This is a genomic window from Burkholderia sp. THE68, from assembly GCF_009938265.1.
Classification (GTDB): Bacteria; Pseudomonadota; Gammaproteobacteria; order Burkholderiales; family Burkholderiaceae; genus Caballeronia.
In genome coordinates, this window is the sequence record NZ_AP022319.1 from 1073418 (window position 1) to 1087381 (window position 13964).

The following is a 13964-nucleotide window of genomic DNA, read 5'->3' on the forward strand; positions in this document are numbered from 1 at the left end:
CGACGCGAAGCCATCTGACATGCAGCGGCAATTCGACGATCTCCTTCTCGGCAGCATCGAGCTCTTTTGCCTCGCGGCGGAACTCGGCAGCTTCACGCTGGCGGCGACGGCGGCGAGCGTGACGCCCGCGGCGGTGAGCCGCTCCGTCGCGCGGCTCGAAAAACGCCTGGACGTGCGGCTCTTCGTACGCACCACGCGCCAGATTCGACTGACCGATGCAGGCCGCCGCTACTTCGAGCAATGCCGCGACGCGCTCAATCGTCTCGCGGAAGCGGAACGCGAAGCGACGGGACAGCAGACCAGCCCGAAAGGCGCGCTGCGCATCAGCATGCCGACGCCTTACGGCCACTATCGCGTGCTGCCGCTGCTCGCGGAGTTTCGCAAGCGCTATCCCGATGTGACCGTCGAAGCGCATCTAAGCAACCGCAACATCGATTTCGCCGATGAAGGCTTCGACCTCGCGATACGCGGACGCGCGCCGCGCGATTCCGGTCTGATCGCGCGCAAGCTTGAAGATGCGGAACTGGTCGTGGTGGCGTCGCCTGCTTATCTGAAGCGCGCGGGCACGCCGAAGACCGTCGAGGATCTGCTCGCTCACGAATGCATCCAGTTCGAGATGCCGAGCACCGGACGCCCGGTACCGTGGCTCTTCATGCAGAACGGCGAGCCGCTGGAAATCACGACGCAAAGCGGCTACGGCACCTCCGGCGATGCGCTCGCGGGCATTCCTCTCGCGCGCGGCGGCGCGGGCCTCTTTCAGATCTACCGCTTCACCGTAGAGGACGATTTGCGTGCGGGCACGCTCACCGAAGTGCTGCGCGAATTTGGTGGATGCAGCAGGCCGTTCATTCTGCTGTATCCGCATGGCAGGCATCTGTCGTCGCGCGTGCGGGCTTTCGTGGATTTCATCGTCGAGAAGCTCGTCACGCGCTGAATCATGCAAAGTCTGGAGGACGCATATCCATGAGCAAGAACGCATTGACATCGCTGCTCGGCATCGACACGCCGATCATTCAGGCGCCGATGGCCGGCGTAAGCACGCCCGCGCTCGCGGCGGCCGTATCGAATGCGGGCGGCCTCGGCTCGCTCGGCGTCGGCGCGATGAACGCGCAAGGCGCACGCAAGGTGATCCGTGAAACGCGCGAACTCACCGGCAAGCCGTTCAACATCAACGTCTTCTGTCATGCGCCGGCCACGGCCGATGCCGCCGTCGAAAGAGCATGGACCGAGTGGCTCGCGCCCGTGTTCGCGCGATACGACGCGACGCCGCCTTCGACGCTGAGCGAGATCTATACGAGCTTCGTCGTCGATGAAGCGATGCTGGAGGTGTTCGTCGAAGAAAAGCCGGCTATCGTGAGCTTTCATTTCGGCTTGCCGTCGAAGGAATATATGGATGCGTTGCGCGGCGCGGGCATCAAACTGATCGCCTCCGCAACCAATCTGCGCGAGGCCGAACAGCTCGTGGCGGCGGGCGTGGATGCGATCGTCGCGCAGGGCATCGAAGCGGGCGGGCATCGCGGCAACTTCGATCCGCAAGCCGACGACGATAACCTCGGCGTCTTCGCGCTCACGCGACTTCTCGCCAGCAGGTTCGATGTGCCCGTGATCGCGGCAGGCGGCATCATGGATGGCGCGGGCATCGCGGCGGCGCTCGCGTTGGGCGCGCAGGCGGCGCAACTCGGCACCGCGTTCGTGCCCTGCACGGAGACATCGATCGATGAAGGGTATCGACGCGCAATCCTGAGCGATGCGGCGAACCATACGACCTTCACGGCCGCCATCTCCGGGCGCCGTGCGCGCGGCCTCGTCAACAAGTTCACCGAACTGGGGCGCGGCGCCGAAGCACCTGCGATTCCCGCGTATCCCGTCACCTACGATGCAGGCAAGTCGCTGCATGCGGCGGCCAAGGCGAAAGGCGAATTCGGTTACGGCGCGCAATGGGCGGGACAGGGCGCCGCGCTCGCGCGCGAGTTGCCCGCAGCCGAGCTGATGAAGCGTCTGCAAGCGGAACTCCGGGAAAGTATCGCGGGCCTGCAGCAATATGCATCGCGCTGATCGATGTAAAGCTTAGTCGAAACACTTCGTTGGTCGAACGTCCTGTCGATGCTTCAATGTTTCCGTCGCATTCCATGCGGCCTGCATCCGACAAACGCATAACCAACGGAGTTTTTCGATGGCCGATATCCCCACGCTCGCCGCCGGGTCCACGCTCGCTCCCGCTGCGTCGAATGAACCGTTTCAGGTGCGCGCGATAGGCGGGCGCATCGGCGCGGAAGTACGCGGCGTGACGCTTTCCGCCGATCTCGACGACAACGCCATCGCCGCGCTCAACCAGGCGCTACTCGATCACAAAGTGCTGTTCTTTCGCGGCCAGTCGCATCTCGACGACGCTGCGCAGGAAGCGTTCGCCGCGCGCTTCGGCGAGACCGTCGCGCATCCGACCGTGCCTTCGCTTGCGGGCAGCAGCCGCCTGCTCGAGCTCGATTCGAAGCACGGCACGCGCGCGAACTCATGGCATACCGACGTCACCTTCGTCGATGCCTACCCGAAGATCTCGATTCTGCGCGGCGTGGTGATTCCGCCCGCGGGCGGCGACACCGTATGGGCCAACACGGCCGCCGCCTACGCGAACCTGCCGGACGCGCTGCGCGAACTCGCCGACAAGCTGTGGGCGCTGCATTCGAACGCCTACGACTACGCCGCGACGCGCAACGCGCCCGATTCGGAATCCGAGCGCGAATATCGCAAGCAGTTCACTTCGACGCTGTATGAAACGGAGCATCCGGTCGTGCGCGTGCATCCGGAGACGGGCGAACGCACGCTGGTCCTCGGCCACTTCGTGCAGCGTTTCATCGGCCTGTCGCAGCGCGACTCGGACCGTCTGATCGAACTCTTCCACGACCACGTCACGCGCCTGGAGAACACCGTGCGCTGGCGCTGGACGCAAGGCGACGTGGCGATCTGGGACAACCGCGCGACGCAGCATTACGCGGTGGCCGATTACGGCGACGCGCATCGCGTCGTGCGCCGCGCGACGGTGCACGGCGATGTGCCCGTGGGTATCGATGGACGCAGGAGCCGCATCGTCAGGCAGGAAACGCGATGACACTACGATTCAGGCTCCTCATCGGCGCGGCGACGTTGTTCGGCGCGCTCATCGGTCCCGCGCATGCCGCCGATCCGGCCGTGGTGCGTATCGGCGTGGCGCAGCAGGGCAGCGGCGATCCGCCCACGTTCGGCGGGTCGCCTGCCGCGACCGCGCAGTTGCAGCATCGCGTCGAGGATGCATTGCAGCCCGCGCACGTGAAAGTCGAATGGATCTTTTTCAAGGGCGCGGGGCCGGCGGTGAACGAGGCGCTCGCGAACAAGCAGATCGATTTCGCGTATCAGGGCGATCTGCCTTCCGTGATCGGCCGCGCGAACGGACTGAAGACGCGCTTGCTGCTGGCGTCGAACGTGCGCGCGGGCGTCTATCTCGCGGTGCCGCCCGACTCCGATATCAAGAGCGTCAAGGATCTGAAGGGCAAGCGCGTGGGCCTTTTTCGCGGGACGAATCTGCAACTCGTCGCCGATAACGTGCTGAAGGAAAACGGCCTCACCGAACGCGATCTGCGCGTGATCAACCTCGATACCGCCGCGGCGCAGGCCGCGCTCGCATCGAAGGGCGTCGATGCCGTGTTCCTCGATTACTCGCTCTTCAAGCTGCAACGTCAGGGCCTGGCGAAGATCGTGTACGCATCGCGCGACGGCGGCTTGCAACTCACGCGTCAGGCGCATTTGCTCGTGCTCGATGACTTCGAGCGCGCGCATCCCGATACCGTGCAGACGGTGGTGACCGCTGTCGTTCAGGCGGCGCAATGGTCATCCGATGAAGCGAACCGCAATGCGCTTTTCGCGCTGTGGTCGAAGGCCGGCATTCCGACCGAATCGTGGGCGTCCGAATACGCGAATCAGCCGTTGAAGGATCGCAATTCGCCGCTCATCGATCCGTTCATCGTCGCGCGCTATCAGTCCGTCGCCGATGATGCGCTGCGCTTGAATCTGATCCGTCAGCCTGTGAGCGTGAACGGATGGTTCGAGCCGAAGTATCTGGAGCAGGCGTTGAAGTCGCTCAGCCTCGAAGCGTACTGGCCGCGCTTCGATGCGTCCGGCAAGCCGATCGTGCAACGCGTCGCGGAGAATCGATAGATGGCCAACGCCCTGACTCGCGTATTCCCGCCCGCGAATCGTGCGCGCGGGCCGTTGTCGAGTGAAGCATGGCGAACCGTCGGCTGGACTGCGCTGCCGTGGATCGTGCCTATCCTTTGCGGGCTGCTTTGGATACTCGGTTCGCATTACGGATGGATTTCCGCGCAAGTGCTGCCGCCGCCCGCGCTCGTGTTCGAAACGCTCGGCGCGCTCATGAAGAACGGCGAGTTATGGATGCATATGTCCGCCAGCATGACGCGCGCCGCGGTCGGGTTCGGCGGCGGCGTGCTGCTCGGCATCCTGCTGGGCGGTCTGCTTGGCTTGTCCCGCACGCTGGAGGCATACGTGCTGCCGAGCTTCAACGCGATCGTGCAGGTGCCCGTGCTCGGCTGGCTGCCGTTTCTGATGATCGTCGTTGGCATCGGCGAGCCGTTGAAGTATCTGCTGATCGGGCATGCCGCGCTCGTTCCCGTCACGCTGTCCACGCTGCAGGGGTTTCGTGGGTCGCCGCGCGCGTTGCAGGAAGTGGCGTCGGTGTATCGCTATACGCGCTGGCAGGTCGTCACGCGCGTGACCTTGCCAGCGGCGATTCCCGTCATCGGCACGGGCGTGAGGCTCGCGTTCACGAAGGCCTGGCTCACGCTCGTCGTCGTGGAACTGGTCGCTTCGTCGGAAGGGCTCGGATATCTGATCGTGTATGGCCGTCAGCTCTTTCAGCTCGATCTCGTGCTGGCTTCGGTGCTGATCGTCGGCGCAATCGGCTATGCGGCCGATCGCCTGCTCAACGCGTTCGAGCGCAAGCTGCAGCGCGGCCGGGCCAACTGAGGAGAACGCATGTCGACACTGGATCTGGAAGCGGGCGCCGTCAAGGGATCGTGGCGCGGTCTCGTGCTGCCGCTGGGCGCGCTGGCGGTGTGGTGGTTCGTGTCGCGCGGCGCGCAAGTGGGGCACGGCGTGATGGTGTCGCCCGCGCAGGTCTGGGATACCGCCGTGGCGCAGGTGCGAAGCGGCGCGCTCGTACGTGCGCTGTCCGCATCGCTTGCGCGCGAGTTGACGGGCTTTGCGATCGGCACGACGCTCGGTCTTGCGCTCGGCGCGTTGCTCGGCATCTCGAAGCTGGCGAATCGCGCGATCGCGCCGAGCTTCAACACCTTCAAGCAAGTGTCGCTGTTCGCGTGGATTCCGCTGATTTCCGTATGGTTTGGCCTGGGCGATGTCGCGAAGGTCGTGTTCCTGTCGCTCGCCGCGCTCGTGCCCGTGGTCATGCATACGAGCGATGGCATTCGCGCGGTGCCCGCGAACTGGCTCGATGTGGCGCGCGCGTATCGCTATGGCAGGTTGCAGACGCTGGCGCATGTCGTGCTGCCCGCCGCGTTGCCGTCGATTTTCACGGGCGTTTATCTCGCGCTCATTTATTCGTGGCTTGCGACTTTGGGCGCGGAGTATCTGCTGGTCGCGGGCAGCGGGATCGGCAATACGCTCGTCGATGGCAGCGAGCAGTTTCGCATGGATCTCGTCGTGTTCGGCGTGATCGTGGTGGGTCTGACGGGGTGGGCGTTGAATGCTTTCGCGCGCGGCGTGCAGCGGCGCTGGTTCGGTGCAGCGCGCGCGGCTTGAGGAGAATCCAGACAATGACGACGGTAATCGAGCAGGGCAGCGGCCTGACGCTGCGGCACGTGAGCAAGCGCTTCAACGACGATGCGGCGCCGGCGGTGCTGGATCGCATCGACCTGTCGATCGCGAGCGGCGAGTTCGTAAGCGTCGTCGGCGCGAGCGGTTGCGGCAAGTCGACGTTGCTGCGGCTGATCGCGGGCCTCGATGGCGATCATGAAGGCGAGATCGGCTTCGATGGCGAGCGCATCGTGACGACGGACCTGTCGCGCGGGATCGTGTTTCAGGATCATCGGCTGTTTCCGTGGCTCGATGTCGAACAGAACGTGGCCGTCGCATTGCGCAATGCGCCGCTCTCGAGGGCGGAGAAAGCGCGGGCGGTGGCGGAGCATGTCGCGCTCGTCGGCTTGGAGGGATATGAGCGGCATTATCCGCATCAGTTGTCGGGCGGGATGGCGCAGCGCGTCGCGATTGCGCGCGGGCTCGTGAACCGGCCTCGGTTGCTGCTGCTCGATGAGCCGTTCGGTGCGCTCGATGCGTTGACGCGTAGTCGCTTGCAGCTCGAACTGCAGCGGATCTGGGAGCGCGAGCGGATCACGATGGTGCTCGTCACGCATGATGTCGAGGAAGCGGTGCTGCTTTCGGATCGCGTTGTCGTGATGGAGGCGCGGCCGGGGCGGATCGGGGATGTGATCGAGGTAGGACTGGCGAGGCCGCGGAAGTTGAGTGAACACAGTGTCGGCAAGCTGCGGGACGAGATCATCGACGCGTACTTTTCAGAGAATGTCTAAATCTGCGTCTCGATCGCGGCCTTATCGATCACCGACCAGACATTGTCGATTCTCCCATCGCGGAATTCATAGAAAACGTTCTCGCAAAAGAGCACTCGTTTTCCATTCACAGGCAAGCCCATGAAAACCCCTTTCGGCGCGCATTCGAAGCGCAATCGGCAGGCGACGCGCGGCGGCTCTGCAATCAACAGTTGAATATCGAAGAAGAGATCCGGAATCTCGCGAAAATCCTTCTTCAGCATTTCGCGATAATCGTCGAGCGTCAGCGGCCTCCCGTTGTAATGAAGGGCATCGTGAACGAACGTGCCGAGATTCCCCCAATCCTGCGCGTTCAGGCACGCGATGTATCCTCGATAAATATCTGCAAGCATCGGATGCGCTCCACGAAAGGATAGCGATCCGCGCATCCTCTCACAGGGCGCGGCCGCTCCCCAAACTCACGCCGCTTGCGTCCTGCTTCACCAGCCATCAGTTTTGTTTATCGGCATATCGGCAATTCGGTGCTGCAAAACTTCCCCGCTCGCCGCGCCACCACGGCCTCCGACCCCCTCCAAACCCCATCCACACCGGCAAAGTACTGGTTTACGCGTAATACCCGCGCCACCTCCTTCCTCGCTACCCTTCGGCTTCAGTTTCCCGAAAGCAAGCCCGCTCGGCCACGCATTCTGAAGGAGTAGCGCACATGGCACGGATCATCGGAGGCATCGCCGCCTCGCACACCCCGACCATCGGTTTCGCGTTCGACAAGAACAAACGCGACGATCCCGTCTGGGCGCCGATCTTCGAGAATTTCGCGCCGCTCGCGAACTGGCTCGCGGAAAAGCAGCCCGATGTCATCGTCACGATCTACAACGACCACGTCACGTCGTTCTTTTTCGATCACTATTCCGCGTTCGCACTCGGCGTCGGCCCGGAATGGCGCGTCGCGGACGAAGGCGGCGGCGCGCGCGATCTGCCGCCGATCAAAGGTCATCCGGCGCTCGCCGCGCACATCGGCACATCGCTGATGTCCGACGAATTCGACATGTCGTTCTTCCAGAACAAGGCGCTCGACCACGGCTGCTTCTCGCCGCTTTCGATGCTGTGTCCGCACAAGCCCGAATGGCCCGTCAAGCTCGTGCCGCTGCAAATGGGCGTGCTGCAATTGCCCGTGCCGAGCGCGCGCCGTTTCTACAAGCTCGGCCAGGCGCTACGCCGCGCAATCGAAAGTTATCCGGAAGACATCAAGGTCGCGATTCTCGCCACAGGCGGTCTCTCGCATCAGGTGCACGGCGAGCGTTCGGGCTTCAACAACACGGAATGGGATGCGCGCTTCCTCGATCTCTTCGAGCGCGATCCCGAGCAACTCGCTGACATGACGCTCGCGGAATATGCGGCGCTCGGCGGCTACGAGGGCGCCGAAGTGATCATGTGGCTGACGATGCGCGGCGCGCTGTCGTCGAATGTCGTGTGCAAGCATCGCAGCTACTACCTGCCGTCGATGGCCGGCATCGCGACCGCGATCTACGAAGGCGAGGACAGCGAGACGAACCCGGCGATCGTCGAGCGTCATCGTCAGAAGATGGCCGTGCAACTGACCGATGTCGAGAAGCTCGACGGCACCTATCCGTTCTCGATCGAGACGGCAGTGCGCGCATATCGCATCAACGATTATCTGCATCGCATGGTCGAGCCCGCGCATCGCGAGGCATTCAAACAGGACGAAGAAGCGAGCCTCGAAGCGGCGGGTCTCGGCGAACAGGAGCGCGATCTCATCCGTCGCCGCGACTGGCGCGGCCTGCTTCACTACGGCGTGATCTTCTTCATGCTCGAAAAGCTCGGCGCGGTAACGGGCGTGTCGAACCTGCACATCTATGCGGCGATGCGCGGCGAAACGCTCGAAGAATTCCAGAAGACACGCAACGCTCCCGGCGCACTGTATTCGGTGGCAGGCAAGGGCGCGGGCAAGCTCGACTGGGACAAGGCGAAGAACTGAATAAAAGAGGAGACAGGAGACAAACATGGATATCCGTAAAACCATCGACATCAAGGGCTTCATCGACGAACGCCCCATTTCCGCCTACCAGTGGCTGCTGGTCGTGCTGTGCTTCCTCGTCGTGATGGCGGACGGCATGGACGTGGCCATCATGGGCTTCGTTGCGCCTTCGATCATCGCGGACTGGCATATCTCGCGCCCCGCGTTCGGTCTCGTGATGAGCGCGGCACCCATCGGTCTCGTGATCGGCGCATTGTCGGCCGGGCCGGCATCGGATCGCATCGGACGCAGGTGGGTCCTGATTACGTCCGTGTTCCTCTTCGGCGTGTTCACGATCGGGACCGCGTTCACGACATCGCCCGCGAGCATGGCGGTGTTGCGCCTGCTGACCGGCATCGGCCTCGGCGCCGCGATGCCCAACACGACGACACTGCTCTCCGAGTACGCGCCGCAACGCAAGCGCGCGCTGCTCATCACGATCATGTTCACGGGCTTCAACCTCGGCTCGGCGCTGATCGGCTTCGTCGCGGGCTGGCTGATTCCGGTGCACGGCTGGCGCGCGGTGCTGATTTTCGGCGGCGCGTTGCCGCTCGCGCTGATTCCGCTGCAGATGTGGCTCCTGCCTGAATCGGCGCGTCTGCTCGCGGTGCGCGGCGCGACGTCCGCGCGTATCGGCAAGGTGCTCGGCCGCGTGTGCGGTGCGCGCTTCGACGGCAGCGAAACCTTCGTGTCGAACGAACCGCCGCTGCCGACGAAAAGGCCTATCGGCGTGCTGTTCTCGCAGGGCTACGGCCTGATGACGGGTGCGCTGTGGGTCACGTATTTCATGGGCCTGCTCGTGATCTATCTGCTGACCGGCTGGCTGCCGACGCTGATGAAAGACGCGGGCCTCACGGTGTCCGCAGCGGCGAACATCACCGCGATGTTCCAGATCGGCGGCACGATCGGTGCGATCATCGTCGGCTGGATCATGGACCGTGCGCGCCCGGCGCCCGTCATCAGCGCGGCATATCTCGGCGGCGCGGTGTGCGTGCTCGGGCTGGCGTGGATCGGCGCGTTGTCGTCGTCGCTTGCGGTGCTCGTGTTCGCGGCGGGCTTCTGCATGAGCGGCGCGCAAACCGGCCTCAACGCCTTCGCGCCGGGACGTTATCCGACGGGCGCGCGTGCCACCGGCGTGAGCTGGATGCTCGGCATGGGCCGCTTCGGCAGCATCTTCGGTTCCGCCTTCGGCGGCGCGCTGCTCGGTCTCGGCTGGGAGTTCGGCGCGATCCTCGCGATGCTCGCCGTGCCCGCGACGCTCGCGGCCCTCGCGATTCTCGTGGCGCAGCGCACGCGTGTCGATGAAGCGCACGCACAGACGACGGCAGCACATTAACGAGTACCTGGAGTAAGGCATGATCATCGACATACACGGCCACTACACGACCGCCCCCAAGGCGCTCGAAGCGTGGCGCAACCGGCAGATCGCAGGCATCACGAATCCTTCGGAGATGCCGGCCGCATCGGAACTGCGTATCAGCGACGATGAACTGCGCGAATCGATCGAAACGAATCAGCTTCGACTGATGCGCGAACGCGGTCTCGATCTCACCGTGTTCAGCCCGCGCGCGAGCTTCATGGCGCATCACATCGGCGACTTCGAAGTGTCGAGCACGTGGGCGGCGATCTGCAACGAGCTGTGCCATCGCGTGAGCGAGCTTTTCCCCGACAGCTTCGTGCCGGCGGCGATGTTGCCGCAGAGTCCGGGCGTCGATGTCTCGACGTGCATTCCCGAACTCGTGAAGTGCGTCGAGCAGTACGGCAATGTCGCGATCAACCTGAACCCGGACCCGTCGGGCGGGCACTGGACGAGCGTGCCGCTCTCGGACCGCTCGTGGTATCCGGTCTACGAGAAGATGGTGGAATACGACATCCCCGCGATGATCCACGTGAGCACGAGCTGCAACGCGTGTTTTCACACGACGGGCGCGCACTATCTGAACGCCGACACGACCGCGTTCATGCAGTGCCTAACGTCCGATCTGTTCCGCGATTTTCCGACGCTCAAGTTCGTGATTCCGCACGGCGGCGGCGCGGTGCCGTATCACTGGGGACGCTTCCGCGGACTCGCGCAGGAGTTGAAAAAGCCCTTGCTGAAGGATCATTTGCTCAACAACGTGTTCTTCGATACATGCGTCTATCACCAGCCGGGCATCGACTTGCTGACGCGCGTGATTCCCGTCGACAACATTCTGTTCGCGAGCGAGATGATCGGCGCGGTACGCGGCATCGATCCTGAAACGGGGCACTATTTCGACGACACGAAGCGCTATGTCGAGGCGGCGCAAATCGAACCGGAAGCGCGCTGCAAGATTTACGAAGGCAACGCGCGCCGGGTGTATCCGCGCCTGGATGCGGCGCTCAAAGCGAAGGGACGTTGATCATGTATGAACTGGGAGTGGTGTATCGGAACATCGATCGTGCGAACGCGGACGCAGCCGAAAAACTCGGCGCGCTCGGCTCGGCGACGGTGCACGAGGCGATGGGCCGTGTCGGTCTGATGAAGACCTACATGCGGCCGATCTACACGGGCGCGCAGGCGAGCGGCACGGCGGTGACCGTGTTGCTGCAGCCGGGCGACAACTGGATGATGCACGTCGCGGCCGAGCAGATTCGTCCGGGCGATATCGTCGTGGCCGCCTGCACGACCGACAACACCGACGGCTTCTTCGGCGACCTGCTCGCGACGAGCTTCAAGGCGCGCGGCGCGCGTGCGCTCATCATCGATGGCGGCGTGCGCGACGTGCGCGTGCTGACGGAGATGAACTTCCCCGTCTGGAGCCGTGCGATCTCGGCGAAAGGCACGGTGAAGGCGACGCTCGGCTCGGTGAACATTCCTGTCGTGTGCGCGGGCGCGCTGGTGACGCCCGGCGATGTGATCGTCGCGGATGACGATGGCGTTGTCGTCGTGCCTTCCGTCTCGGCACAACAGGTGCTCGACAAGGCCATCGCGCGCGAGGCGCTCGAAGAAGAGAAGCGCGCGAAACTCGCGAGCGGCGTGTTCGGCCTCGATATGTACAAGATGCGCGAACCGCTGGAAAAGGCGGGCCTGCGCTACATCGACTGACGCTCATGAGTATCACAGGCATCTCTTCGATGGCGACGCGCCAGGTGTTGAACGAGCTTGCTTCGGCTTATGAGGCGAAGGCGGGACAGCGCGTGGCGATCGAATCGGTGGGCGGTGTCGCGGCGTTCAGGCGCGTCGATGAAGGCGAGACGTTCGATATCGTCGTGCTTGCGTCGGACGCGATCGATCGGCTCGCGGGGTCGGCGCGCGTCGATGCGGCCAGCCGCGTCAAAATCGCGCGCTCGGGCGTGGCGATCGCGGTGGCGTCGGGCGCGGCGCGTCCTTCCATCGACGATGAAGCCGCCGTGCGCGAGGCGGTGCTCGCTGCACGCAGCATCGGCTATTCGACGGGTCCGAGCGGCGTCTATCTGACGCGTTTGTTCGAGCGTTGGGGCATTGTGGAGCGCATCGCATCGCGCATCGTGCAGGCGCCGCCGGGCGTTGCGGTGGGCACGCTCATCGCGCGCGGCGAAGTCGAACTGGGCTTTCAGCAGATGAGCGAGATGATCGGCGTCGAAGGCATCGACGTGATCGGCATGTTGCCGCCCGGGATTCAGACGCTGACGGTGTTCGAAGCCGCGGTATGTACGAACGCACGCGCACCGCAGCTTGCCCGTGAGTTTCTTGCGTTCATCGCTTCTTCGGATGCCGACGGCGCGAAAGTGCGCAACGGCATGGAGCCTTGCAAGCTCGCGTAGTCAAAAGCGCGCAACCATCACGTTGCGCGTTTTTCGTTTCAAGACATCATTCAGCCACGGCGTAACGAAGCCGACGCTCACGCTCATAGATCGAGGCCTTTGCGCCGCAGCGTCCTCGTCAGTTCGATCGATTCGTTCAGCGTGACGTCGTCGCGGCCATCGTATTCGACGACACCGAAGCGTGCCGTCAACGGCAGATTCTTCGGCCACACTTCGCGCACCGCCTCGATGGTCTCGACGAGGAAACGGCTGCGTCCCGCGAGATGCTAACAGGCTTATCGGAAATCCTGAATTCGTGTCGGTCTATTAGCACTGCCCCTGTGCGGGGCGGCAGTCACTTTCTTTGCTGCTGCAAAGAAAGTAACCAAAGAAAGCAGCTCGAGACGCCCGCGGTCACACGCAATTTGGGTGTTCTTCTCGTTGTTCGTGGCCTCTGTAGCGAGTGCCCTCGTAGGCCGTCTCGGGCTTGGACCGCGCACGGTCTGACACGCTAGTTGTCTTAGCGCGCTGGTTCAGCACGAAAGAGCTCCGGCACAGCGCTGCGCGCTGCCGCCGGGTATGCAAGGGAAACCAACGAAACACTGATTCAGTGAAATGGAGGCGTTAGACAGGGGAAGGCGCACGGACCCGATTGAGCGGCCGTTTCGAATCACGTTGCTTTTTCCTTCACTTCTGCGGCGCGCCATCCCAAGCGGGCAGCGTCGCGCCGTGATAGACGCTCAGAATCGACGTCGCCACATTGGCCTGCTGATAACTCTCCACCAGCGCCTTGACCCACGGCGCCTGCGCATCCTTTGCATTGACCGCGATGAAGTTGCGATACGGATTGTTCGTCACCTTCTCCTGTGCGATGCGCTCCTGCGGAATCTTGATGCCGGCCTTGATCGCCCAATCGGTGTTGACGACGGCAGCATCGAGATCGCCGATCGCGCGGCCGACGATGCCCGCATCGAGTTCCTTGATCTGCACGTGCTTCGGGTTGCTCGCGATATCGCGCGCGGTGGGCAGGAGGCCCGCGTTCTCGCGCAGCTTGATCACGCCGATAGCCTGCAACAGCAGCAGCGCGCGGCCTTCGTTGCTCGGATCGTTCGGCACGCCGATGGCCGCGTTCTGCGGCAGCGCATCCACCGATTTCCACTTGCGCGAGTAAAGGCCGATCGGCTGCACGTACGTGAAACCCACCGGCACGATGTCATAGTGACGCGCCTGGATCTGCGCATCGAGATAAGGCTTGTGCTGGAACGAGTTGGCGTCGAGGTCGTGTTGCGCGAGCGCTTCGTTCGGCTGCGTGTAATCGGAGAAGGTCGTGACTCTCACAGTGATGCCGTGCTTCGCCGCATTGGCGGCCACGGCACGCCACACGTCCTCGTCCTCGCCGGACATGATGCCTACCCGCACGGTCTGATTCGCCGCGAGCGACGGCTGCGCGCTCACGACGCTCCACGCGAAGAGGATCGACAACACAGTAGCTTTGAAGGGATGCTTGATGTTCATGATGCGCACGCATGCTGATTGAGAGAAGCGTGATGCTAGGGGCGCGGCGCGTGCGCGCCAAATAATATCGGGCGCTATCGATATGCCTGAAAAGCATCACA

Annotated in this window: 14 protein-coding genes and 1 pseudogene; 12 read left to right on the forward strand and 3 right to left on the reverse strand. The window is 63.6% G+C overall.

The window, feature by feature from the left end; genetic code table 11:
• The first annotated feature begins 19 nt into the window (after positions 1-19).
• The 7 genes from BTHE68_RS33400 (at position 20) to BTHE68_RS33430 (ending at position 6590) form a co-directional block, all read left to right on the forward strand.
• On the forward strand, positions 20-934 hold the full coding sequence (locus BTHE68_RS33400; RefSeq protein WP_162070531.1) for a LysR family transcriptional regulator: 915 nt from the start codon (positions 20-22) through the stop codon (positions 932-934).
• A gap of 29 nt (positions 935-963) precedes the next feature.
• Positions 964-2055 (forward strand): NAD(P)H-dependent flavin oxidoreductase, encoded by a 1092-nt coding sequence (locus tag BTHE68_RS33405; RefSeq protein WP_162070532.1) that lies wholly within the window; start codon positions 964-966, stop codon positions 2053-2055.
• Between the two features lie 118 nt (positions 2056-2173).
• Positions 2174-3106 carry a TauD/TfdA dioxygenase family protein gene (locus tag BTHE68_RS33410; RefSeq protein ID WP_162070533.1) on the forward strand — a complete coding sequence of 311 codons (933 nt, stop codon included), beginning with the start codon at positions 2174-2176 and terminating at the stop codon, positions 3104-3106.
• Positions 3103-4188 (forward strand): ABC transporter substrate-binding protein, encoded by a 1086-nt coding sequence (locus tag BTHE68_RS33415; RefSeq protein ID WP_162070534.1) that lies wholly within the window; start codon positions 3103-3105, stop codon positions 4186-4188. Before BTHE68_RS33410 ends, BTHE68_RS33415 begins: the two co-directional genes overlap by 4 nt.
• On the forward strand, positions 4189-5013 hold the full coding sequence (locus BTHE68_RS33420; RefSeq protein ID WP_162070535.1) for an ABC transporter permease: 825 nt from the start codon (positions 4189-4191) through the stop codon (positions 5011-5013).
• A gap of 9 nt (positions 5014-5022) precedes the next feature.
• Complete coding sequence (locus BTHE68_RS33425) at positions 5023-5805, forward strand: ABC transporter permease (RefSeq protein WP_162070536.1); 783 nt, start codon at positions 5023-5025, stop codon at positions 5803-5805.
• Between the two features lie 14 nt (positions 5806-5819).
• Positions 5820-6590, forward strand: a complete 771-nt coding sequence (locus BTHE68_RS33430; RefSeq protein WP_162070537.1) for an ABC transporter ATP-binding protein — start codon at positions 5820-5822, stop codon at positions 6588-6590.
• Here the strand turns inward: BTHE68_RS33430 and BTHE68_RS33435 are convergent.
• A complete protein-coding gene (locus tag BTHE68_RS33435; protein WP_232078194.1) occupies positions 6587-6997 on the reverse strand; it encodes an ester cyclase in 411 nt (136 codons plus the stop codon). The genes BTHE68_RS33430 and BTHE68_RS33435 overlap by 4 nt on opposite strands.
• Before the next feature lie 275 nt (positions 6998-7272).
• Between BTHE68_RS33435 and BTHE68_RS33440 the strand changes: the two genes are divergently transcribed.
• From BTHE68_RS33440 to BTHE68_RS33460, 5 genes are read left to right on the forward strand one after another with little or no spacing between them, the layout of a single operon-like run.
• Positions 7273-8565: a gallate dioxygenase gene (locus tag BTHE68_RS33440; protein WP_162070538.1), complete on the forward strand. Its 1293-nt coding sequence runs from the start codon at positions 7273-7275 to the stop codon at positions 8563-8565.
• 25 nt (positions 8566-8590) lie between these two features.
• Positions 8591-9940 (forward strand): MFS transporter, encoded by a 1350-nt coding sequence (locus BTHE68_RS33445; RefSeq protein WP_162070539.1) that lies wholly within the window; start codon positions 8591-8593, stop codon positions 9938-9940.
• A 19-nt stretch (positions 9941-9959) separates the two neighbouring features.
• Positions 9960-10985 (forward strand): amidohydrolase family protein, encoded by a 1026-nt coding sequence (locus BTHE68_RS33450; RefSeq protein WP_162070540.1) that lies wholly within the window; start codon positions 9960-9962, stop codon positions 10983-10985.
• Between the two features lie 2 nt (positions 10986-10987).
• Positions 10988-11671: a 4-carboxy-4-hydroxy-2-oxoadipate aldolase/oxaloacetate decarboxylase gene (gene ligK / locus BTHE68_RS33455; RefSeq protein WP_162070541.1), complete on the forward strand. Its 684-nt coding sequence runs from the start codon at positions 10988-10990 to the stop codon at positions 11669-11671.
• 5 nt (positions 11672-11676) lie between these two features.
• Positions 11677-12369, forward strand: coding sequence for a substrate-binding domain-containing protein (locus BTHE68_RS33460; RefSeq protein ID WP_162070542.1), 693 nt, complete (start codon positions 11677-11679; stop codon positions 12367-12369).
• A 54-nt stretch (positions 12370-12423) separates the two neighbouring features.
• On the opposite strand, the pseudogene BTHE68_RS33465 reads toward BTHE68_RS33460, so the two are convergent.
• Positions 12424-12629 (reverse strand): annotated as a pseudogene (locus tag BTHE68_RS33465) (NADH:flavin oxidoreductase/NADH oxidase); the annotation flags it as partial.
• Positions 12630-13035: 406 nt separating this feature from the next.
• Positions 13036-13863 carry a MetQ/NlpA family lipoprotein gene (locus BTHE68_RS33470; protein WP_162070543.1) on the reverse strand — a complete coding sequence of 276 codons (828 nt, stop codon included), beginning with the start codon at positions 13861-13863 and terminating at the stop codon, positions 13036-13038.
• Positions 13864-13964: the final 101 nt, after the last annotated feature.